The 22,354-nt window shown below is 69.0% G+C and carries 19 protein-coding genes and 1 pseudogene; 12 read left to right on the forward strand and 8 right to left on the reverse strand.

The features are described from left to right. Positions 1-255 precede the first annotated feature (255 nt). The 7 genes from ABZX37_RS41050 to ABZX37_RS41080 all read left to right on the forward strand — a co-directional run bounded on the left by ABZX37_RS41050 (position 256) and on the right by ABZX37_RS41080 (position 6,035). Entirely contained in the window at positions 256-939 is a 684-nt protein-coding gene (locus ABZX37_RS41050; RefSeq protein ID WP_354749070.1) for a FadR/GntR family transcriptional regulator, read from the forward strand. Beyond that, the gene (locus ABZX37_RS41055) at positions 936-2,159 is read left to right on the forward strand and encodes an MFS transporter (RefSeq protein WP_354749072.1); all 1,224 of its coding nucleotides are present in this window, start codon (positions 936-938) and stop codon (positions 2,157-2,159) included. Before ABZX37_RS41050 ends, ABZX37_RS41055 begins: the two co-directional genes overlap by 4 nt. Before the next feature lie 4 nt (positions 2,160-2,163). After that, positions 2,164-2,589, forward strand: coding sequence for a MarR family transcriptional regulator (locus ABZX37_RS41060; protein WP_354749074.1), 426 nt, complete (start codon positions 2,164-2,166; stop codon positions 2,587-2,589). Between the two features lie 117 nt (positions 2,590-2,706). Next, positions 2,707-3,957 (forward strand): bifunctional 3,4-dihydroxy-2-butanone-4-phosphate synthase/GTP cyclohydrolase II, encoded by a 1,251-nt coding sequence (locus ABZX37_RS41065; RefSeq protein WP_354749076.1) that lies wholly within the window; start codon positions 2,707-2,709, stop codon positions 3,955-3,957. Positions 3,958-4,087: 130 nt separating this feature from the next. Further along, a complete protein-coding gene (locus tag ABZX37_RS41070; protein WP_354749078.1) occupies positions 4,088-4,471 on the forward strand; it encodes an Lsr2 family protein in 384 nt (127 codons plus the stop codon). Between the two features lie 513 nt (positions 4,472-4,984). Next, positions 4,985-5,152, forward strand: a complete 168-nt coding sequence (locus tag ABZX37_RS41075) for a hypothetical protein (protein ID WP_354749080.1) — start codon at positions 4,985-4,987, stop codon at positions 5,150-5,152. A gap of 295 nt (positions 5,153-5,447) precedes the next feature. Then, on the forward strand, positions 5,448-6,035 hold the full coding sequence (locus ABZX37_RS41080) for a nitroreductase family protein (protein ID WP_354749082.1): 588 nt from the start codon (positions 5,448-5,450) through the stop codon (positions 6,033-6,035). Here the strand turns inward: ABZX37_RS41080 and ABZX37_RS41085 are convergent. Further along, positions 5,983-7,188: pseudogene (locus ABZX37_RS41085) on the reverse strand (AMP-binding protein). The gene ABZX37_RS41080 and the pseudogene ABZX37_RS41085 overlap by 53 nt on opposite strands. A gap of 966 nt (positions 7,189-8,154) precedes the next feature. On the opposite strand from ABZX37_RS41085, the gene ABZX37_RS41090 reads away from it, so the two are divergent. Genes ABZX37_RS41090 through sbnA form a run of 5 tightly spaced genes read left to right on the forward strand, consistent with a single transcriptional unit; the run spans position 8,155 to position 16,304 of the window. Beyond that, entirely contained in the window at positions 8,155-10,656 is a 2,502-nt protein-coding gene (locus tag ABZX37_RS41090; protein ID WP_354749084.1) for a Pls/PosA family non-ribosomal peptide synthetase, read from the forward strand. Positions 10,657-10,688: 32 nt separating this feature from the next. Beyond that, on the forward strand, positions 10,689-13,172 hold the full coding sequence (locus tag ABZX37_RS41095; protein WP_354749086.1) for an amino acid adenylation domain-containing protein: 2,484 nt from the start codon (positions 10,689-10,691) through the stop codon (positions 13,170-13,172). A gap of 34 nt (positions 13,173-13,206) precedes the next feature. Further along, entirely contained in the window at positions 13,207-14,220 is a 1,014-nt protein-coding gene (locus tag ABZX37_RS41100) for a TauD/TfdA family dioxygenase (RefSeq protein WP_354749088.1), read from the forward strand. Then, complete coding sequence (gene sbnB, locus ABZX37_RS41105; RefSeq protein ID WP_354749090.1) at positions 14,217-15,284, forward strand: 2,3-diaminopropionate biosynthesis protein SbnB; 1,068 nt, start codon at positions 14,217-14,219, stop codon at positions 15,282-15,284. Before ABZX37_RS41100 ends, sbnB begins: the two co-directional genes overlap by 4 nt. A 45-nt stretch (positions 15,285-15,329) precedes the next feature. Further along, positions 15,330-16,304 (forward strand): 2,3-diaminopropionate biosynthesis protein SbnA, encoded by a 975-nt coding sequence (gene sbnA / locus ABZX37_RS41110; RefSeq protein WP_354749092.1) that lies wholly within the window; start codon positions 15,330-15,332, stop codon positions 16,302-16,304. Positions 16,305-16,364: 60 nt separating this feature from the next. On the opposite strand, the gene ABZX37_RS41115 is transcribed toward sbnA, so the two are convergent. The 7 genes from ABZX37_RS41115 to ABZX37_RS41145 form a co-directional block, all read right to left on the reverse strand. Next, positions 16,365-17,537, reverse strand: coding sequence for an Ig-like domain-containing protein (locus ABZX37_RS41115; RefSeq protein WP_354749094.1), 1,173 nt, complete (start codon positions 17,535-17,537; stop codon positions 16,365-16,367). A gap of 49 nt (positions 17,538-17,586) precedes the next feature. Next, positions 17,587-18,486 carry a M56 family metallopeptidase gene (locus ABZX37_RS41120; protein WP_354749096.1) on the reverse strand — a complete coding sequence of 300 codons (900 nt, stop codon included), beginning with the start codon at positions 18,484-18,486 and terminating at the stop codon, positions 17,587-17,589. Continuing rightward, positions 18,483-18,830 carry a BlaI/MecI/CopY family transcriptional regulator gene (locus ABZX37_RS41125; RefSeq protein WP_354749098.1) on the reverse strand — a complete coding sequence of 116 codons (348 nt, stop codon included), beginning with the start codon at positions 18,828-18,830 and terminating at the stop codon, positions 18,483-18,485. The genes ABZX37_RS41120 and ABZX37_RS41125 overlap by 4 nt, the downstream gene beginning before the upstream one ends. 197 nt (positions 18,831-19,027) lie before the next feature. Beyond that, a complete protein-coding gene (locus ABZX37_RS41130; protein ID WP_354749100.1) occupies positions 19,028-19,975 on the reverse strand; it encodes a cation diffusion facilitator family transporter in 948 nt (315 codons plus the stop codon). A gap of 74 nt (positions 19,976-20,049) precedes the next feature. Beyond that, positions 20,050-20,739: a M23 family metallopeptidase gene (locus tag ABZX37_RS41135; protein ID WP_354749102.1), complete on the reverse strand. Its 690-nt coding sequence runs from the start codon at positions 20,737-20,739 to the stop codon at positions 20,050-20,052. 53 nt (positions 20,740-20,792) lie between these two features. Further along, entirely contained in the window at positions 20,793-21,539 is a 747-nt protein-coding gene (locus tag ABZX37_RS41140; protein ID WP_354749146.1) for a glucose 1-dehydrogenase, read from the reverse strand. Between the two features lie 19 nt (positions 21,540-21,558). Further along, the gene (locus ABZX37_RS41145; protein WP_354749104.1) at positions 21,559-22,299 is read right to left on the reverse strand and encodes an SDR family oxidoreductase; all 741 of its coding nucleotides are present in this window, start codon (positions 22,297-22,299) and stop codon (positions 21,559-21,561) included. Between the last annotated feature and the right edge of the window lie 55 nt (positions 22,300-22,354).

Consider the following 22,354-nt stretch of genomic DNA (forward strand, 5'->3'; position numbering starts at 1 on the left):
AAACATTCTCGCACCCCCGCCCCCTCTCCCCACCCCTTTACCAGCTCTCCTTGCGGTCGGGGGTTGCTTGTCAAGGCATCTTTCCCGCCTTGACAAGCAACCCCGGACCGTCAGCACAATCAAGCTTCGGGGTGCGGGGCCCCACCACACCCGGTTCCGTGAGGGGAACCCTCACGGCCCCAGGCCGATCGGGAAGGAACCCCTCGCGACCCTGCTCACATTCAAATGTCTGACATTCGGTGTTAGGGTCGCCTTATGAACGATCTTCGGGCGCCCAGTCGGGTCGCCAGCCTTGCCGCACAGCTTGTGGACACTCTCCGGGAGCAGATCGCCTCCGGGGAGTGGCCGGTCGGGATGCGGATTCCCCCGGAGAACGACCTGGTCAAGCAGCTTGGCGTCGGGCGGACGACGGTGCGGGAGGCGCTCGGCGCGCTGGTGCACCTCGGGCTGCTGGAGGCGCGGCGAGGCGACGGGACGTATGTCCGGGCGTCTAGTGAAATGCAGTCCGTCTTGATGCGGCGGGCCAACTCCTCGCGGCGGAGCGACGTGCTGGAACTGCGGGCCGTGCTGGAGGAGTATGCCTCGGGGCTGGCTGCGGTGCGACGCTCTGACGACGACCTGGTCAGTTTGCAGCAGTTGCTCGACGAGGCCGAGAAGCGCGACAACACCGAGACAGCCGTTGAGGCGGATGTCCGTTTTCATCAGGCCGTCGTGAATGCGGGGCGGAATTCCCTGCTCACCGAGGTGTACGACGTCCTCAGCGCCTCCGTTGCCGAGCAGATCGGTGACACGTTGTGGCCCGAGGCGACCGCGCAGGAGCACACCCGACTGCATCGGCAACTGGTCGAGGCGATCGCTGCCCAGGACGAAGTCGGGGCGCGTTACTGCGCCGCCGAAATCGTGAAGCTCACCGGGGCCGGAACGGAGCGGGAGAAGTGACCGCCGAGGTCGAAGCTCCAGCGGTCGCGAAGAGACCGATCACTAAGCCTGAGTGGTCAGCGGGACTGCTGCTCGCGATTCTCTTGGTGGCAGCCAATCTCCGTGCGACGCTGACCGGCGTCGGCACGTTGTTGCCTGCCATCGAGCACGACACCGGGCTGCCGGCGTCGGCGGGTGGCGTGCTGAATACCTTGCCTCTGTTGATGTTCGCGGCGACATCACCGCTGGTCGGGCGCGTCTCGCATCGGATCGGGTCTACGCGGTTGCTCGTGCTCTCGCTGGTGGTGCTGGCAGTGGGCACGGTGGTTCGGTCGCTGCCGTCGGTCGCATGCCTGTTCGCGGGGACGGTGTTGCTGTCCGCGGCGATCGCCGTGGGGAATGTCTTGCTTCCTACGGTGATCCGCACGCACGTTCCGGCTTCGCGGGTGCATACCGTCAGCGCGCTGTACGTCACGGTCATGGGCGTGGTCGCCGCGGTGTCGTCCGGGATTTCCGTTCCGCTGGCGGGGGTTCTGCCTGGCGGATGGCATTCCGCGCTCGCCTGGGCAGTGGTCGTCGCCTTGGCCGCGCTGGCGGGGTGGCTGCCGCGGCTGCGTGGTTCGCGTCCGGACACCGGGTCGCAGACCGGCAGCACGCACGCGCCGACGCCGTGGCGGTCTTGGCTCGCGTGGCAAGTCTCCCTGTTCATGGGTCTGCAGTCGCTCGCCTTCTACACCGCCGTCGCGTGGTTGCCCAGCATTCTCAGCGGGCAGGGCATGAGCACAGCTGCGGCTGGCTGGATGCTGTTCTATTACCAACTCGTCGCGCTGGCCACCGGCATGGTGCTGCCCTTGCTTACCCGGGGACGGGCCGACCAGCGCTTCCCTGCGGCCGCGGCGTCGGCGGTCACGGCTGCCGGGTTCGCGATTCTTCTGCTGGCGCCCGGAATCGCGATTGTCGGGTGCACGCTGCTCGGGCTGGGCACTGGGGTCTGCCTCGTGCTCGCGCTCAGCTTCCAGAGCCAGCGCGCCACCGGCCCTGGCGAGACCACCGCGCTGGCCGGAATGGCGCAGTCCATCGGCTACCTGGTCGCCGCCGCCGGACCGCTGCTGCTCGGCATCCTCCACGACGCCACCGGAAGCTGGTCCGGCGCGCTCGTCGCACTCACCGTGTTGAGCGTGCTGATGGTTTTCACCGGGTACGGGGCCGGGCGCGATCGTCATGTTCGCGCTGGCCGTTGAGGCCATGTCCGACGCCGACCTCGCCGACCAGTTGCTCACGCTGACCCGCCTGGTCCAGCGTGCGGAAGCGGCACCGGCCGAAGCGATGTGCTTGCCGCTGCTGGCCATGCTCTCCGACGACGGTCCGTTCCGGGCCGGGGAAATCGCCGCGGTGCTGGGCGTGAATCCGTCGACGGTCAGTCGCCAGGTCGCCGGGCTGGTGCGGTCCGGGCTGATCGAGCGGCGAGCCGATCCCGAGGACGGTCGGGCCAGCCCGCTTGTCGTGACTGCTGCGGGCCGCAGGATTCTCGATGCGGAACGGCGGCGCCGGGCGGCTCAGTTCGGCGACGCTCTCGCCGGGTGGGCTCCGGACGAACGTGCGCGGTTCGCGGACCTGCTCGGCTGTTTCGTCCGCGATCTTCAGCGGACCGGTGCACTCCACGGCTCGTGACCCTTCCACTCAATGTTATTAACCGATAACATCGATGCACAGGTAATGCCAGTTCACTGCCTGGTTCTCGTTATTCTACAGTAACTCCGAGTGGCTTCAGCGCCGGGGAGGTTCGACATGCTTGCTATCGAGGACAGCGTTCGCGCGGCGGTGTGCGCGCTCGAGGAAGGCCGGATGATCGTGGTCGTCGACGATCACGACCGGGAGAACGAGGGAGACCTCGTGCTCGCGGCCGACAGTGTCACCGCCGACCAGATGGCCTTCCTCGTCGCGCACACCACCGGAATCGTGTGCGCGCCGATGACCGCGGAACGAGCCGACGCGCTCGCGCTTCCGCCCATGGTCGCGGATAACAAAGACGTGCACGGCACCGCGTTCACCGTGTCGGTCGATCACGCGGACGCCGGGACCGGAGTGTCCGCGACCGCACGCGCACGCACCTGCCGGGCGCTCGCCGATCCGGGCACGGTGCCGGAGAGTCTTCGCCGTCCGGGCCATATCTTTCCGTTGCGTGCCCAGGACGGCGGGGTGCTCGTCCGCGCCGGGCACACCGAAGCCGCTGTCGATCTGTTGCGGCTGGCCGGTCGCGAGGCGGTCGGCGTCATCAGCGAGCTGATCGGCCCGGACGGCGAAATGCTGCGCGACGCCGGCGTGCGGGAGTTCGCCGCCGAACACGGACTGCCCGTCGTCACCATCGCCGATCTGGTCCGGCAGCGCCGCACCACCGAGCGGCTGGTCGAACCGGTCGCGACGGCCGCGATGCCGACGGCTTTCGGCGACTTCCGAGCGATCGCGTATCGGTCCCGAGTGGACGGTGCCGAGCATCTCGCCCTCGTCATGGGAGACGTCGCCGCCGCCGGCGGCTCCGAGCGAGGCGCGCTGGCGCGGGTGCACAGCGAATGCCTCACCGGCGACATCCTCGGCTCGTTGCGCTGCGACTGCGGCACCCAGCTCGAACAAGCGATGCGCGCGGTGGCCGACGAGGGGTGCGGGGTGATCGTTTACCTGCGCGGCCACGAGGGCCGCGGCATCGGCCTCGCTTCCAAGATCGAGGCTTACGCGCTGCAGGAAACCGGTCTCGACACAGTCGACGCCAATGTCGCGCAGGGTCTGCCGGCGGACTCCCGCTCCTATGATTCCGGCGCGCGGATCCTCGACCATCTCGGCGTCCGGCGAGTGCGGCTCATCACCAACAACCCGGAGAAATACCGCGGACTCGGCGATTACGGACTTCACGTCACCGAGCGGGTCGCGCTGCGCCCGGTCGAAACTCCGCACAACCTGCGTTACCTCCGGACGAAACGCGACCGGATGGGACACGCCTTCGCGGCGTTGCCCGATCCGGCGCCGCGGCGGAAAACCTCCTGACCGCCGTTCCGCTCGGCACGGCCAATTCCACCGGCGCGACCGGCGTTACATTATTGCCGCCGACCAGCCACAGTGGACTCCTGTTATGGTCTGCGGTGACCGCGTCCCGTTTCCAGGAGGAGTCACCGCGATGGCACAGAAAGTCCTCGTCGAGATGATCGACGACCTCGACGGGTCCGAAGCCGGGCAGACCGTCCCCTTCGGACTCGACGGCGTCCAGTACGAAATCGACCTGTCCGACGAGAACGCCGCCACCCTGCGCGAGGAACTGGCGACGTTCATCGCGTCCGCCCGCCGGACCGGCGGACGCAAGACGACCGTGCGGGCCGCGGCCGCGCCGACGGCCGAGGAACGCGAACGCTCCAAGGCGATCCGCACGTGGGCCCTGGACAACAACTGGGCCATCGCCGAACGCGGCCGCATCCCGCGCGAGGTGATCGCCGCCTACGAGGAAAGCCAGAAGCCGGAGGCGAAACCCCGCAAGCGCACCGCGAAAAAGCGCGCGGGCAAATAGCCCGCCGGGCCTCGGCGGTTCCGCGGAGATCATTTCGGGAAAAGCCGGACGAGGCGTTCGCTCCCCACCGGAGTTCGAACGGCCGCCGCCCGGCGTTTTTCCCGCGCGACGGCCGCCGGGCATACCCGGAACGCGGGAGTTCGAGTCTCTCAGCAGTAACGCCGCCCGGCCGCAGGCAAATGCCTCCGGCCGGGCGGCGAACCATGCCCCGCTGATTTCACGCACCTCGGCGATGCCCTCCTCCGCGCGCTCGGTGACAACTCACGCCCCGGATCGGTACGGGAGCCGTGCCTCCCACGCGAACAATTCGCCCCGCACCGAACTGCTTTGCGACACCGCTCTCAAGTCGACCGCACCGTCGCCAATGCCAGACGCGCCGCGGGATCGCGTCGGCGCAATCAACCACGCGAGACCGGACCAGCGGGTCCCGGATCTGCGCCGCGAGGAGGTCGCGGTGCTCGCCGGGTCAGCACCGAGTGGTACCCGCGACTCGAGAACCGACACATCGGCGGCGTGTCCGAGGAGGTCCTCGACGCGGTCGCCAAGGCAATGCAGCTCGACGACGAACGCACCTACCTGTTCGACCTCGCCCGCACCGTCGGCCGCCCCCCAACGGCGGGCAACGGCACCGTCCGCCGCAGCGGGTCAGTCCGATCTTGCAGCGCATCCTCGACTCGATGACCACCACCACCGCGTTCGTCCGCCTCGACCTCCTCGCCACCAATCCGCTCGCCCGCGCGCTCTGCCCCCGCGTCTTCGACTTCCCCACCCGCACTAGCGAGCACACCCCGCACGGCAAAAGCATCTCCGACCTCATCGGCGCACTGTGCACCGCTGGGCGGCCCACGAAGTCCGTCCGCACCCTGACCGCCTGCACCGCAGCGCCCGACACCGCGTCCGAGGAATCGCTCCGGATCGGGCCGCGAGCGATAGAAACCCGCTACAGTCGAACGAAAACTTCCTCCAGGGGGCAGCGATGGAGTTTCAGGAAGTCGTGCGGCGCAGGCGCATGGTGCGCAAGTTCACCGACGAACCGGTGCCCGAGCACAGTCTCCGGCGGATCATGCGCAACGCGCTGCGCGGGCCGTCCGCGGGGTTCTCGCAAGGCCAGGCGTTCCTGGTGCTCCAAGGCGACGACGTGCGGCGATTCGCCGACACCCTCTCGTCCTGGACGCTGGACGAGGGCACCAAGGCCGCGCCGGTGATCGTGATCCCGTTCTCGGTGAAAGACGTCTACCTCGACCGCTACGCCCAGCCGGACAAGGGCTGGACCGACCGCAGCGAGGACCATTGGCCGGTGCCGTTCTGGTACATCGACACCGGCATGGCCGTCCTGCTGATCCTCCAGACCGTGGTGGACGAGGGGCTCGGCGCGGTGTATTTCGGCATCGGCGCGGAGGACTACGCCAAGGTGCGCACCGAATTCGGCGTGCCGGACAGCCACGAGCCGGTCGGCGCGATCGCCATCGGCTACGACGCCGACGCCAAGATCTCCGCGGGCGCCTCCCCGGCTACTCGCAAGCGGAAGCCGGAGAGCGAGACTGTCCATTTCGGACAGTGGTAACCGCGGCAGCCGCCGGTTCCCCGAGCCGCAGCACGCCGGATTCGTCGAGCCAGCCGCGGTCGCCGGTCAGGTAAGCCCGCTGTGACACACCGTCGATGTCCAGCTTCGGGAAAGCATCGGCGGTGCGTTCCGGCGAGCGGAGGTAGCCGAGGGCCAGACCGTCGCCGGTGAGCGCGATTTCTCCGCGTTCACCGGCCGGTGCCGTCCTGACGCCGTCCCACACCGCGACGCCGGTGCCCGCGATCGCGCGGCCCAGCGGGATGCCGCCCGCGGCGTCGAGATCGGCCTGGGTCACCCGGTGAATCGTTGCGGCCCCGCAGTTTTCGACTGCGCCATAAGCGTTGTACAGCGCCAGGGACGGGCAAGCCGCCAGCACGGTCCGGCAGACGGCCGGGTCGAGCCAGTCCCCGACGGTAAGGATTCGCAGTCCGGACAGGCAGGCCGCATCGGCAGCGACGGCGGCGAACTGGGCTGAGTCCAGAAAGAGATGAGTCGCGCCGCGCCGGACTCAGCCGTGGACATCCGCGGGCGCGAGTTGATCTTTCCGGTAAGGGAGAACGGTTCCACCGGACAGCAACGTCGCCCACAGTTCCAGGCTGAAGACCGGCCCCGACGGAGCGGCGGCGCAGATGGTGACGGCGGCCGGACCCAGGGGAACGCATCCGCCCGCCGCGACCAGTCGAGTGGTTGCCCGGTGCGGCGAGAGCACTGCTGTCGAGTCCGAGGCCCGGAAAACACTCGCCGGATCGCCCGGGGACACATCGGGAAGCGCGGGTCCGTCGCCGGGTTTCCGGAGGCGTTCGGCCGGTATGTGCTCGATCGACGCCGCAGCGAGCGCGGCGACACCGGCCGCGTCGCCCGTTACGACCGCCGGTCGCAAGGCGGACACCAGAGCGGCGAGCTGGGTTCCGGGACAGCGCACGTCCAAGACGCTGTACGCGCAGCCGGCCAGAAGAATTCCGAGCAGCAACGGCGGCAATTCCGGAGTGCGCTTGGCGGCCACCGCGACGATTCCGCCGGGAGAAGCGCCTGCCGCGGCCAGATTGTGCGCGATGCGGCGGGCTTCGGCGACGAGCCGCGCATAGGTCACGACGTCCAGCCGGTCGCGAATCGCCACCGCGTCCGGCCGGTTCGCCGCCTGCCGGAGCAGCATAACGGTAATCGTTTTCGCCGATGCGGCGGTATCGGGCGGCACCGCGTCACTCGAATCTCAGGGCGGACCGGACGGCCGACGCTGCCTTCATGTTTTTCTCCCCTGGCGCGATCCGGGAAATCCGGACAACACGAAAATGTTTCAATGCAGCCAGAAAACCACGAGAAGCGACATAATTCCAGCGACCGGACCGACGCCTCGACTTCGCCCGGCCGCCGGACCCGGAAATACCGCGATCGGCCGTTTCCTCCCGGGAAGCCCTCCGCGCGACCTTCCGGCCGACCCCGGCTCCGGAGGGCGCATCCGCGAAGAACTCCGGCAGAGCAGTCCGGCGTACCCCGAACAGCGCAACGAAATCATCCGTTCGCCGCGAATCTCACCCAGCTGGCACAAACCCACGGCGCGGGACGGCAATTCCCTCGAAAGTGCCATCAATCCCGCGAAGCGCCACTTGCATATTCCGGCCCGGCGCATAACGTCACCGAATTCGAGGACCAAAGAACCTTGACGGGCGCCCTCAGCGAGCACGGCGGGGCCCGGGCCGCCGCTCAGGACCCCCTCCGCACAGCGACTTCGCGCCACTCCATGTGCCGCGGATTTCACCCCAGCGGACCAGTTCCACCTCCGCCAACAGGGGAATCCGCCCCCCGAAAGCGGGGAAATCCTGGTAACATCGCCCGTGCGGAGGATCGGTTTGCGGTAAATGCACGACGACGATCAGACTTCACCGGAACCCTTCGCCGGACCGTCCCGGATCCGTCGACAACCGCCACTGGCTGTTGAAAAACAAAGGGTATTCACGGCATTGGTCCCCTTTGCCAGATTAATGGTTCTTTACGTGGTCTAGACCTCAATCCCAGCGCGTGTCGCATTTGTCAACCGCGACTCGCATCGAACAGGTCACGAAATTGTCAACACCGACGTCCGTAGGTTACGTCGGCGTTACATCCACCGATCATTAGGCATATGGATCTCACCGAGTACCCGACCGCCCGCCCCGGTCCGGCACCCGACACCGAAGAAGCATTCGCCCAGGTGATGGCCGATGTCACCGGGCAGGAAAACGTGTCGGTCGACAGCAACTTCTTCGCCGATCTCGGGGCCAACTCGCTCGTGATGGCACAGTTCTGCGCGCGAGTGCGCAAGCGTGCCGATCTTCCCGCCGTCTCCATCAAGGACATTTACCGGAATCCGACCATCGCCAGTCTCGTCTCCGCTTTGGCCGAGACCGAGGAGGTCCCGGCCGAGGCGCCCGCTCCCGCCCCCGCGGAGCCGCCGAAGCGCGCGAGCCGGCTCGAATACTTCGGCTGCGGGATACTGCAGCTGCTGATCTTCTTCGCCTATTCGTATCTCGTGGCCCAGGTGCTCGGCGTCGGCACCGACTGGATCCTGGCCGGCACCGGCCTGCTCCACTACTACCTGCGCGCGGTGGTCTTCGGCGCCCTGGTGCTGGCGGTGCTGTGCACCCTTCCGATCGCGCTCAAATGGATCCTCGTCGGCCGCTGGAAGCCCGGCGAGATCCGCCTGTGGAGCCTCGGCTACGTCCGGTTCTGGGTGGTCAAGACGCTCGTCCAGCGGAACCTGCTGGTCCCGCTGTTCGTCGGCTCCCCGCTCTACTCGCTGTACCTGCGCGCGCTGGGCGCGAAGATCGGCAAGGGCGTCACGATCTTCTCGCGCTTCGTCCCGGTGTGCACCGATCTGCTCACCGTCGGGGACGGCGCGGTGATCTGCAAGGACACCTACTTCACCACCTATCGCGCGCACGACGGCGTGATCCGGACCGGCCCGGTCTCGATCGGCGCGAACTCCTACGTCGGCGAGATGTCCGTCATCGACATCGAAACCCGGCTCGGCGCCAATGCCCAGCTCGGGCACGCGTCGTCCCTGCACGCCGGGCAATCGGTTCCGGAGGGGCAGAGCTGGCACGGCGTTCCCGCCGTCCCCGCCGACGTGCACTACCGGCGCGTCGAACCGCGGGGCTGCGGCAGCGTCCGGCGGGCGCTGTTCGCCGTGCGCCAGGCCCTGACCGCGGTCCTCCTGCTGGCCCCGGTGGTGCTGGGCCTGCTCGGCTTCGTGCTGAACACGCTGCCGGAGCTCAGCCCGGCGATGGGACTCGGCACGGCCGTCCTGGACTTCGCCGACCCGCAGTTCTACTGGAAGGCCTTCGTCGTCTCCTTCATCCTGTACTTCGGCCTGCGGCTGACCGGCTTCCTGATCGTCACGTTCGTGCCGCGGCTGCTGAACCTCGCGCTGAAACCCGGCGAGGTCTACCGCCTCTACACTTTCCGCTACACCGCACACCGCGTCATCCGCATCCTCACCAACCTGCGGTTCTTCAAGACGCTTTTCGGCGACAGCTCGGCCATCGTGAACTACCTGCGCCTGGTGGGCTGCAAGGTGTCCAGGAAAGAGCAGACCGGGTCCAACTTCGGGCTCGACGAAAAGTACGAGAACCCGTACCTCTTCTCCTCCGGCGCGGGCACGATGGTCGCCGACGGCCTGTCGGTGGTCAACGCCGAGTACACCAACACCTCGTTCCGGCTGTCCCGGGTGCACGTCGGGGCGCGGAACTTCCTCGGCAACCACGTCCTCTACCCCGCCGGGGCGAAGACCGGGGACAACTGCCTGCTCGCCACCAAGGTCCTGGTTCCGCTCGACGGCCCGGTGCGCGAGGACGTCGGCCTGCTCGGCTCCCCCAGCTTCGAAATCCCGCGCTCGGTGGAGCGCGACAGCCAGTTCGACCATCCGAAGACGCCGGAGGAGTTCCGCCGCAGGCTGGCCGCCAAGACCCGGCACAACGTCGGGGGCATGCTGCTGTACGCCGTGTCCCACTGGCTGTTCTTCTACGGGCTGCTGCTGCTCACCTGGGCCTCGGACGTGTACTACGACCTGATCGGCCCGTCGCTGTTCGCGATCGACACGGCCGCGATGCTCCTCTACGGCATGCTGTATTTCATTGCCCTGGAACGGATCACGGTGTTCATCCGGCCGATGCACCCGGTGTCGTGCTCGATCTACGACCGGCGGTTCTGGCGGCAGGAACGGTTCTGGAAAGCGGCCGCGGCGAACGCGATCTACCGCTCGCTCGACGGGACCCCGTTCAAGGGCGTGGTCTGGCGGCTGCTGGGCGTCAAGGTCGGCAAGCGCCTGTTCGACGACGGCGCGCTCATCATCGAAAAGACGTTGGTGCGCTTGGGAGACAACGTCACACTGAACATCGGGTCCGTCGTCCAGTGCCATTCGCAGGAGGACGGCGGCTACAAGATGGACCGCATCGCCATCGGCAGCGGGTGTGCCGTCGGCACCGGCGCGCTGGTGCATTACGGCGTGACCATGGGCGACGGCTCGTCGCTCGCCCCCCATTCCTTCCTCATGAAGGGCACTGAGGTCCCGGATCGCGAGCACTGGGGCGGGAACCCCGCGCACGAGGTCCGGGCAGGCCGCCGTCAGCTGGCGGGGAAATCGTGACGGAGCAACGACAACCACGGGAAGGACGACCCATGAGAACCGGACTGGGAGCGGTTCGCGAGCACTGGCGCGAGGTACTCACCGCCGGCGGACGCACCAGCGTCCCGCGCTGGACGCTGGAGGCGGGCTCCGCGATCGGCGACCACGAAACGCCGATCCCCCGGGGGATCGCGACCGGGCTGCGGCTGCTGGCCGACCAATTGCACGTGCCGCTGAGCTCGGTGCTGCTCGCCGCGCACGCCAAGGTGCTCGCCGCGCTGTCGGGCGAGCCGCAGGTGTGCACCGGTTACGTCGCCGGGCCCGGCGGAGCGGCGCTGCCCTGCCGGCTGAGCACCGAATCCGGCACCTGGCGCGAGCTGATCGAGCACACCGCGGAGGTCGACGCGCAGACCCGGGCCTTCCGGGACTTCCCGGTGGACGAACTGCGCACCGAACTCGGCATCATCGCGCCGCCGTTCGAAACGGTCTTCGACCCGACCGGCACCGCCGGGAACCTCGCCGGGGACACCGTGCTGCGGCTGGACGTGTCGCCGGATCTGGAGACGCTCCGGTTGCGCTTCCGCACCGAGGTGCTGGATTCCGAAAGCGCCGAACGCGTTCTCGGCTACCACCTGAGCGCGCTCGCGCTGATCCGCACCGACGTCACCGCGCCGCACCGCGAAACGACCCTCCTGTCGTCCGCGGAACTCAAGCTGCAGCTGGAAGGCCTCGCCGGGCCGCACGTCGAGGTGCCGGACCTGCGCTGCCACGAGCTGTTCCAGCGCCACGTCGCCAGCCGTCCGGACGCGATCGCGGCGGTGCACGGCGACCGGCAGTGGACGTACCGGGAGCTCAACGGGCGCGCCAACCGCCTGGCGCGGGCGCTGGTGGCGCGCGGGCTGCGGCGCGAGGGCGTCGTCGCGGTGGTCACCGAACGCAATCTGGACTGGATGGCCGCCGTGCTGGCCGTGTTCAAGGCGGGCGGCGTCTACCTGCCCGTCGAGCCGCATTTCCCGACCGACCGCATCGCGACCACGCTGCGCCGGGCCGATTGCGAACTGGTGCTGACCGAACCCGGCAGCACGACCACTTTGCGCAAGGCCGTCGAATCGCTGCCCGGCGTGCGCACCTTGTTCGTGGACGCAGCGTACGAGGAGGACCACTCCGACGAGGATCTCGGCATCGTCGTCGACGCCGGACAGCTCGCCTACATCTACTTCACCTCGGGCTCGACCGGCGAGCCGAAGGGCGCGATGTGCGAGCACGCCGGGATGGTCAACCATCTCTACGCCAAGATCAACGACCTCGACATCACCGAGGACTCGGTGGTCGCGCAGGTCGCGCCGCAGTGCTTCGACATCTCGCTGTGGCAGCTGGTTTCCGCGCTGCTGGTCGGCGGGAAGACCCTGCTGATCGAGCAGGACGTGATCCTGGACGCCGACCGGTTCGTGGACCGGCTCGGCAGCGGCGGCGTGTCGGTGCTGCAGGTGGTGCCTTCCTACCTCGAGGTCGTCCTCTCCGCGGTGGACAAGAACCCGGTCGCGCTGCCCGATCTGCGCTGCGTGTCGGTGACCGGCGAGGCGCTCAAGACCGAACTGGCGCAGCGCTGGTTCGCCGCGATGCCGGACGTCAAGCTGGTCAACGCCTACGGCCTCACCGAAACCTCGGACGACACCAACCACGAGGTGATGGACCGCGCGCCGACGCGGGAGCGGGTGCCGCTCGGGCCGCCGGTGCAGAACGTGCGCGTGTACATCGTCGACGAGCAGCTCGACCCGGTCCCGCTCGGCGCGCCCGGCGAGATCGTGTTCTCCGGGGTGTGCGTGGGCCGCGGCTACATCAACGACCCGGAGCGCACCGCGCGGGCGTTCACCACCGACCCGCACCGGCCCGACGCCCGGCTCTACCGCAGCGGCGACCACGGCCGCTGGCTGCCCGAGGGCAAGGTGGAATTCCTCGGCAGGCGGGATTCGCAGGTCAAGATCCGCGGTTTCCGGATCGAGATCGGCGAGATCGAGAACACGCTGCTGCGGGTGCCCGGGGTGCGCGACGGCGCGGTGGTGGTGGCCGAACACGGGCAGGGCAAGCGGCTGGTCGCGTTCTACTCCAGCCGGGAGCAGCTCGATCTCGCACTGCTGCGGGACCAGCTCGGCGCCGCGCTGCCCGAGTACATGCTCCCCTCGGCGTTCCATTGGCGGGAGCAGTTGCCGTTGACCGCCAACGGAAAGATCGACAAGAAGAACCTCACCGCGCTCGCCGCCGAACTCGACGCGGTCGAAGAGGACTACGACGAGCCGGTCACCGAAACCGAACAGCGGCTGGCCGGGGCCTGGGCGCAGGTGCTCGGCATCCGGTCCGGCCGGATCGGCCGCCGGGACAGCTTCTTCGGCCGGGGCGGCACGTCGCTGTCCGCGGTGAAGCTGGCGATCGCGCTCGACCGCGCGGTCTCGATCAAGGACGTCGCCAAGCATCCGGTGCTCGCCGACCTGGCCGAGCTGATCGACAGCCGGTCCGGCACCTCGTCCCGAAGCTCCTGACCCTCTGCAACGCGGAAATCGAAGGGATTCCACGATGTCGTTGTCCAAATTCCTGCCGAAGACTTCCCCGCCCGAGCCGGATTTCTGTCCCGGGCTGCCCGCGGTGCTGCGGGCCGAGGCAGGCGGCGACCCGGCCGGCTGGGCGAGCACGCACCGGGAGACGGTGCGAAGACTCGTCGCCGAATACGGCGCGGTGCTCGTCCGAGGTCTCGGGCTCGCCGAACAGACCGCCGTCGCGGCCGTGTTCGGAAGGCTGACCGACCTGCTGATGACCGAGCGGGAGGCCTTCGCGCCGCGCGCGTCCTACCCCGGCGGGGTGCACTCCTCGACGGAATGGCCGCCGAACCAGCCGATGTGCATGCACCACGAACTGAGCTACACCTTGGAATTCCCGGGCCTGATGCTGTTCGCCTGCGTCAGCCCGCCTTCCTCGGGCGGCGTCACCGGCGTCAGCGATTCCACCGCCGTGCTGGCCTCGCTGCCCGCGGACCTGCGCGCGCGGTTCGAGCGCGAAGGCTGGCTGCTCACCCGCAGCTTCAACGACGAGATCGGGGCGTCGGTCGCCGAGGCGTTCGGCACCGAGGACCGCTCCGCGATCGAGGACTACTGCCGCGCCAACCGGATCGAGTTCGCCTGGCAGCCCGACGGCGGACTGCGCACCCGGCAGCGCCGCGACGCGATCGTCGGGCATCCGGTCACCGGCCAGCGCTGCTGGTTCAACCAGATCGCCTTCCTCAACGAGTGGACGATGGCGCCCGAGGTGCACGAGTACCTGGTCGACATCTACGGAGCGGACGGGCTTCCGTTCAACACCCGCTTCGGCAACGGCGACCCGATCGGCGAGGACGTCGTGCAGCTGCTCAACGAGGTGTACGAGGAGCACACCGTCCGCGAACCGTGGCAGGCGGGCGATCTCCTGCTGGTCGACAACGTCCGCACGGCGCACAGCCGGGACGCCTACGAGGGCCCGCGCGAGGTGCTCGTCGGGCTGGCCGACCCGGTACGACTTTCCGACTGCTCGCTGCATTCCGAGGGGAAAACCCAGTGACCACGCAATCTTTCACCGCCGAGTCCGCGCCCGCGGGTCCGGGCGCGGCGCCGCCGTTCGCGGTGATCTCCGGCAGCCAGGTCCAGCAGGCGCTGGCCGGGCGCGAACGGGAGGTCGTCGACCTCGTCGAGACCGCCTACCGGGTGCACGGCTCCGGCGATTCGGTCAACCCGCCGTCGTATTTCCTGCGCTTCCCCGACCGCCCGGCCGACCGGATCATCGCCCTGCCCGCCTCGCTCGGCGGGGAGACGAACGTCGCGGGCGTGAAGTGGATTTCCAGCTTCCCGGGCAACGTCGCCGCCGGGATCCCGAGGGCGTCGGCGGTGCTGATCCTCAACGACCTCGCGACCGGGTATCCGTTCGCCTGCCTGGAAAGCTCCATCATCAGCGCGACCAGGACCGCCGCCTCCGCCGCGCTCGCCGCGGACTGGCTCAGCCGGACACGGGAACGGCCCCGGCGCGTCGGGTTCTTCGGCGTCGGCCTGATCGCCCGCTACATCCACACCTTCCTCGCCGGGACCGGCTGGGAGTTCGACGAGATCAACGTGCACGACCTGCACGCCGACAGCGCCGCCGGATTCCGCGGCTACCTGGAGCAGTCCGGGTTCGCCGGGGACATCAGGGTGCGCGACACGGCCGAAGGCCTGATCCGCGACAGCGATCTGGTGATCTTCGCGACGATCGCCGGCGAACCGCACGTGCACGATCCCTCGTGGTTCTCCCACAACCCGTTGGTACTGCACGTTTCCTTGCGCGATCTGGCCCCCGAGGTCCTGCTGGCGTCGGCGAACCTGGTCGACGACGTCGACCACTGCCTCAAGGCCAACACCTCGCCGCACCTGGTCGAACAGCGCACCGGCAGCCGGGACTTCCTGCTCGGCACGCTGGACGACGTGCTGTCCGGCCGGATCAGCCCGCCCGCCGACCAGCCGCTGATCTTCTCCCCGTTCGGGCTCGGCGTCCTCGACCTCGCCGTCGGGGCCTTCGTCCACGAGAGAGTGTCCGACACCGGCGGACTGCACGTCATCGAGGACTTCTTCCACGACCTGCGCCGGTATGGCTGAGCGCCGTCCGCCCCTGAGCTTTTGTTCCTGACGAGGAGAAAAACCGTGCGTGTCATCACCGTTCCCGAAGCCTTCAACGAGGAGGCGCTGTACGTCGACCTCCGCTGGAGTTTCGGCTATTCGCTGTTCCTCAAGTGCGAGGGCTTCAACTTCGCCGGCTCCATCAAGCTGAAGGCCGCCACCGAAATGGTCGACGCGGCCGAACGCGACGGCCTGCTGCGGCCGGGCTCGATCATCGTCGAGTCCTCTTCGGGCAACCTCGGCGTCGCGCTGAGCATGATCGCGGCCAGCCGGGGGTACAAGTTCCTGTGCGTCACCGATTCCCGCTGCAACCTCGCGACCCGCCGCGCCATCGAGGCGCTCGGCAACGAGGTGCACATCATCACCGAACCCAGCCCCGAGGGCGGTTTCCTCGGGGCGCGCATCGACCACGTGCGCATGCTGGTCGCGTCCGACGAGCGGTACGTGTGGCTCAACCAGTACACCAACCCGGACAACTGGGGCGCGCACTTCCACCGGACCGGGCCGGAGATCGCCGCCGCGTTCCCGGCCCTCGACGTGCTGTTCGTCGGCGCGGGCACCACGGGCACCCTGATGGGCTGCGCGCGGTTCTTCCGGCAGTGGCACCGCCCGGTGCGGATCGTCGCGATCGACAGCGTCGGCTCGGTGACCTTCGGCGGCCCGGCGGGCAGGCGGATGCTGCCGGGCCTGGGCACCAGCGTGCGCCCGGCGATCCTCGACGAGACCTATGTGGACGACGTGGTCCTGGTCGAGGAGCCGGATTCGGTCCGGGCGTGCCACCGGCTGGCGCGCAACGGATTCCTGTTCGGCGGCTCGACCGGGACGGTGGTCAGCGGGGCCACCAGCTGGCTGTCCGAACACGACGCACACCACCTGACCGCGGTGGCCGTCGCCCCGGACCTCGGCGAGCGGTACCTCGACACGATCTACCAGACGAACTGGCTGCAGGGGATTTACGGAGAGGACGTGCTTTCCCCGCAGCCCCGCCAATCCGTCTGATCCATTTGACCCGCGCGGGCGGCGTACCGGCATCCCCCGGTGCGCCGCTTCCCGGCGGGGTCAGACCTTCTTCTGCCATTCCTCCCAGCTGAACCGCCAGTCGGTCCACCCGTCGCCGGGTTTGAGGTCCACTCCGGTGTCGGACACCGTCACGACGTCCCCGCGATGGGAGTTCTCGTAGAACCACTTCGCGTTCTCGACGCTGACGTTGAGGCAGCCGTGCGAAGTGTTGGAGTGTCCTTGCTGCCGGACCGACCACGGTGCGGAGTGCAGGAACTGGCCGGAGTTGGTGAGCCGCAACGCGTATTTGACGGTGGTGCGGTAGCCGCCGGGCGCGTCGGTGGGCACGCCGTACGTGCTGGAGTCCATTGTGTACGGAGACTGCACGGTCATGATCAGCATGGTGCCCGAAACGCTGCGCGCGGACGGCTTGCCGAGACTGACCGGGGACGTCAGGACGAGCTGGCCGTCCTTGTACGTCCGCATCTGCTTTTCGTTGTCCGACACCTTCGAGATGATCGACGGGCCGGTCTTGAAGCTGATCTTGCGGTCGGCCTTGCCGAACACCCCGTTGCCGAGCGCGCGGCCGGCGATCTTGATGTCGAGGGTGATCGTGGAGTACGCGGGCCAGTATTCCTTGGTGCGGTAGTGCACCTCGTCGTCGCCGAACCAGCGCCAGGCTCCGGTCGCGGGCTTGTCGGAGGTGACGGTGAGCATCTTCTCCGCGGCGGCCTTGTCCGCGACCGGCGCGGAGAACTTGATCGTGATCGGCATGCCGACGCCGGTGGTCTCGCCGTCGAGCGGGATCACCGACGGGTAAGCCTGCGCTTTGGCGGTCGCGGTGGTGAAGGTGCTGGTGCGGGTCACCGGGTTGCCGTCCGCGCCGACGGAGCGGGCGGTCAGGGTGTATTTCGTACCGTATTCGAGGGGCTTGCTGGTGTTCCAGCGCTGCTTCGCCGGGTCCATCTCGCCCGGGATCGCGGTGCCGTCCGCGGCCTTGACTGTGACGTCACTGAGCGTAGCTCCTCCGGCCACCGCGGTGACGGGCTCGCCGGGCGCGACGTCGTTCGAGCCGTCCTTCGGCCCAAGGTCGAGGGTCGCGGGCACCGGCGCGGCGCTGGTCTTCTGGTCGTTCCCGGCGGCGGGACCGGGATCCGGTGCGGCCGTGCAGCCCGCCGTCAGCGCCAGCCCGGCGAGGATACCCGCGATGATCTGCGTTTTTCGGCCCAGCACCTGATCTGCCCCCGTTCACGATTACTAACGGACATAGTAGTCATAGCGGTCAGGCGTGGAGCAGGGCGGGAGTCGCCGTCCAGGCTCCGGCGACGATCAGGGCCGCAGCCGTGCTCACCGGGAGCAATGCTGCCGTTGCCAAGGCGAGAGCGCCGGTCATCGCGCTGCCGTGACCGCGGGCGAGGTGTTCGAGCCTGAGTGCGGTGGCCGCCGAACGCACCGGATGCATCCGGTCCAACGCCGCACTGACTGTCGCCGGTCCGTGCCGACGGCCGGCCGCGGCGTCCGCGCTCAACTCCACGGCCGCGGCAACGAATTCCGGCGACTGCCGAGCCAGCGGAACGAACGGCAGCGCCGCCGACACCGCGTGCGCGAACCCGACCAGCCGATGGTGCCGTCCGCGCAGATGGGACCGTTCGTGGTCGACCACCGCGGCGAGTTCCAGCGCGGAGAGGTCCTTCGCGAGCCCTTCGGAAAGCACGACCAGATCAGGCTTTCCGGCGATGCTGTAGGCGAGCTTCTCCTCCGACGGCAGCCACCACACACCCGCTCTGGCCCGGCACACCATCGACAACTCCGCGAAATGCCGGTCGTGCAGCCGAAGCTGGTGCCGGTACCGGCGGATTGCTGCCAGCGCGAACGCTCCCGCCGCGCCCGCCGCGAGCAGCGCTCCGGATAAGCCAACCACCTCGTCCAGATGCAGCACTTCGTGATGCCGCAAAGTGTCGAGCCGCAGCCACGCGACAAGCCGCCGCGCCACCTCGTGCCCGGGCCCGAACGCCGCCGCCACCGCACCGGCACCAGCCGCGATCATGCTGCCCAGCAACAGAATCCACACGACAAACCGCAGCGGCGAGGACATCCGCGCTCGCAACACCCGGCGCAGGAGAGCCGGTCCGCAGAAACCCACCACCGCCGCAGTCGCGACCAGTGCCGCTGAAACGATCACGAGCGCTTCCGCAACCCGCGCCGCAATGCGTCCCGCTCCCCCTCCGACGCCGACCGCGCGAAATGCAGCAGCACTCCTTCGGGATCGCCGACGTCGGCGAGCAGATTCCGCATCGCGCGTGCGGCAGCTTCCTCGCGCGAGAGACTTGGCGTGTAGCAATAGGCGCGGCTGCGCTTTTCACGTGCCACCCAGCCCTTGCTGTGCAAATGATCGAGCACGGTCAGGACGGTCGTATAAGCCAGGTCCCGGTTCAGCCCCTCCAGCACTTCGCGGACCGTGCGCGCTTCGCCCGCGCGCCACAAGACGTCCATCGCCGCCGATTCCAGCTCGCCGAGTCCCTGCACGCCACGCATCCTAGGGCTCGCTCACTCGGGTTCGTCCCCGCTCTCCGCCTCGCTTTTCGGCGGGCGCCGGGCAGGGTCGCGGGCCTGCGCCACGCCGATCGCGGCCAGCAGGATCGCGAGGACCTCTAAGACGGCCAGGAGCGTCCAGCCGCCAGCCGCCGAAGCAGAGTTGCATGCGGTTCCTCTCGTTCGCGGGTTCAGCTGCGTCCGGTGAACCGGTAAGTCGGCCCGTGCGATCCTTCGCAATGCTCGGCCCGGCCCTCGTCGGCGTGATCGACCTGCAGCGTCGTGTGGTCCAGCCGGTGCCGGGACCGCATGATCTCCTCGATCCCCGCCCGCACCGCGTGGCAGTCCGCCGCGGGCCGCACCAGCACGTGCGCGGACAACGCGGGCTCGCCCGAGGTGATCTGCCAGATGTGCAGGTCGTGCACCTGCACCACGTCCGGAACCGACGCCACCTGCTCCCCGACCGCCTCGGGATCGATCCCGGCGGGCGCCGCCTCCAGGAAGATCCGGCCGGACTCGCGGACGAGCCCCCAACCCGCCTTCGCCATCAGCGCGGCGACCACCAGCGCCGCGATCGCGTCGGCGCGGGCGAACCCGGTCCACCACACGACCGCGCCGGCCACCGCGGTCGCGACGAACGCGTAGAGGTCGTTGAGGATGTGCTGGAACGCGCCCTCGACGTTCAGGCTCGACCGGTTCGCCCGGCTGATGCACCAGCTCGCCGCGACGTTCACGACGATCCCGGCCAGCGCCGTCACGAGCACCAGCGCGCCCTGGACCTCCGGCGGATCGATCAGCCGGGTCACCGCCTCGTAGAGGAACCACGCGGTGAGCAGCAGCAAGGTGATCCCGTTGGCCTGCGCCGACAGGATTTCCGCGCGCTTGAGCCCGTAGGTGAACCCGCCCTTCGCCGGACGCGCGGCCAGCCGGATCGCGACCAGCGCGAGCACGATCGACGCGGCGTCGGTCAGCATGTGGCCCGCGTCGGTGATCAGCGCGAGCGACCCGGCGATCAGGCCGACGACCAGCTCGACCGCCATGAACCCGACGATCAGCACCAGCGCCCGCACCAGCCACTTGCGATCCGCGCCCGCCGACACCCCGTGGCCGTGGCCGTGCCCCGTCTTGTGCTCGCTCACCCCGCACCGTCCCTGACATATAGTGAAACGTGCATGTATTGTCGCGCACGCTCCGGCCCGACGTCCACCCGAGGTCACCCGCCCGGTTCGATCCGCACGCCGAGCCCCCGCAGCCAGCGCAGCGGGTCGGTCTTGCGCTCCCCGTCCGCCCAGACTTCGAAGTGCAGATGCGGCCCCGTCGACTGCCCGCGGTTGCCCACCTCCGCGATCACCTGCCCGGCCGCCACGCGCTGCCCGGCGGCGACCGTGTACCGGTTGATGTGCCCGTACACCGTGACCGTCCCGTCCTCGTGCCGGACGCGCACCCACAGCCCGAACCCGCTCGCCGGACCGGCCTCGACGACCGTCCCGGCGAGCGGAGTCCGGACCGGGGCGCCGATGGCGTTCGCGACGTCCAGTCCGTAGTGGGTCGTTCCCCAGCGGCCGCCGTAGTTCGAGGTGATCGTGCCGGTCACGGGCGCGTACGCACGGGGTTCCTGACGGGCCTTCTCGCGCTCCCGCTCTTCTCGCTCGAGCCGATCGTCGCGGGTTTTGACCGCGGACTTCAGCACCGCCAGCTCCCTCTCCGGCGGACGCGCGGCCATGGGCAGCACCTCATGCCCCGCGCCGGGCGCCGGTTCGCTTTCCCGCTCCGCCGGAGCCGCCCGCGCAGCCGCCGCGAACGCCGCCCCGCCCGCGAACCCGGCCAGGACGAGCCCCGCCCCCAACCCGCCGCGAGCACCAGCGGAAACCCGGCTCGAACGCCGCCTGCGGGCACCCGCCATGGTGTTCCTCTCGCCGGACCAGGTACTACGCCGGATAGTAGATCACGCGGGTGTCAGTACGCGGTGAGCCCGCCGTCCACGACGAGTTCGGTTCCGGTGACGAACGAGGACTCGTCGCTGGCCAGGAAAAGCATCGCGTGCGCGACCTCGGCGGGACTGCCCGCGCGGCGCATCGGCGTGCGGACGATGTCGGGCTGCCGGTCGCCCTGGTCGTCGAGCAGGTCTTGGATCATCGGGGTGGCGATGACGCCCGGATGCACCGAATTGACCCGGACCCCGCGCGTCGCGTACTCGACGGCCGCGGTCTTGGTCAGCAGCCGTACCGCCCCTTTGGACGCCTGGTACGCGGCAGCCGCGCCGCTGCCGACCAGGCCCAGCACCGAGGAGGTGTTGACGACCGATCCGTTGCCGGAGGCGCGCAGCAGCGGCATCGCGGTCTTCATCCCGAGCCAGGTCCCGGTCTGGTTGACCGCGATCACCCGGTCCCAGGCCTCCGGCGCGGTGTCCTCGATGCCCGGCCAGTCCACGATCCCCGCGACGTTGACCAGGACGTCGAGGCGGCCGAACCGCTGCCGGGTCCGTTCGACCGTGCCGCGCCAGTTCTCCGGCGAGGAGACGTCCAACCGATCGGCCAGGACGTCGGTCCCCAATCTCGCCGCGAGCCCCTCCACTGCCTCCCGGTCGACGTCGGTGACGACCAGGCTGGCCCCCTCTCGCGCGAACAGTTCCGCCGTGGCTTGGCCAATACCGCCGGTCGCCCCGGTGAGCAACACGACCTTGCCGCTGAGCCGCATGGATATTCCTTTCTGTGGAGGGAAATCAGGCCGCGGTGTAGCCGCCGTCGGCAGCGACGACCGCACCGGTGACGAACGCGGATCGCGGCGAAGCCAGAAAACAGATCACCTCCGCGATCTCTTCAGGCTGCGCGACCCGGCCGAGCGGATGGGCGTCGCCGAAGGACCGCAGATACGCCCGGCTTTCAGCGCGGAAAGTGTCGAGCAGATCGGTCTCGACCACGCCCGGGGCAACAACATTCGCCCGAATTCCGTGTGGAGCGCCTTCCAGCGCGAGCACTTTCGTCAATTGCGCAAGCGCTCCTTTGGACGCGCTGTACGCCGATGCCTCGGCCAGCCCCACCGTGGAAGCGAACGACCCGACAGTGACGATCGCTCCCCCGCCGTTGTCACGCATCACCCGAAACGCCTCTCGCGCATGCAGAAACGCCCCGCGCGCGTTGACGGACATCACCTCGTCCCAGTCCGCCGCGGTCGTCTCGGTGACTGGCTTGTTCACCGAACGACCAGCGTTGGCGACCAAGATGTCGAGCCCGCCGAACCGCTCGAGCGCCGCAGCCGCCGACCGCACCGCGACGTCCTCTTCGGACACATCGCCGACCAGCACGGCGACGCCGCTCTCGTCGGCGAGCCGTTCCACCTCGGGCCGGATGTCCGTGGCCAGCACTCGTGCCCCGCGGGCGTGCAGCCAAGCGACCGTCGCCGCACCGACCCCGCGCGCGGCACCCGTGACCAGGGCGACCTTTCCCGCCAGTTCTTTCGTCATGCCGACCAGTCTCAGCCGCGACGGACCTCGCTGACAGGACGTGCCACACCCACCC

This window comes from Amycolatopsis sp. NPDC004079 (assembly GCF_040610415.1).
Taxonomy (GTDB): domain Bacteria; phylum Actinomycetota; class Actinomycetes; order Mycobacteriales; family Pseudonocardiaceae; genus Amycolatopsis; species Amycolatopsis halotolerans.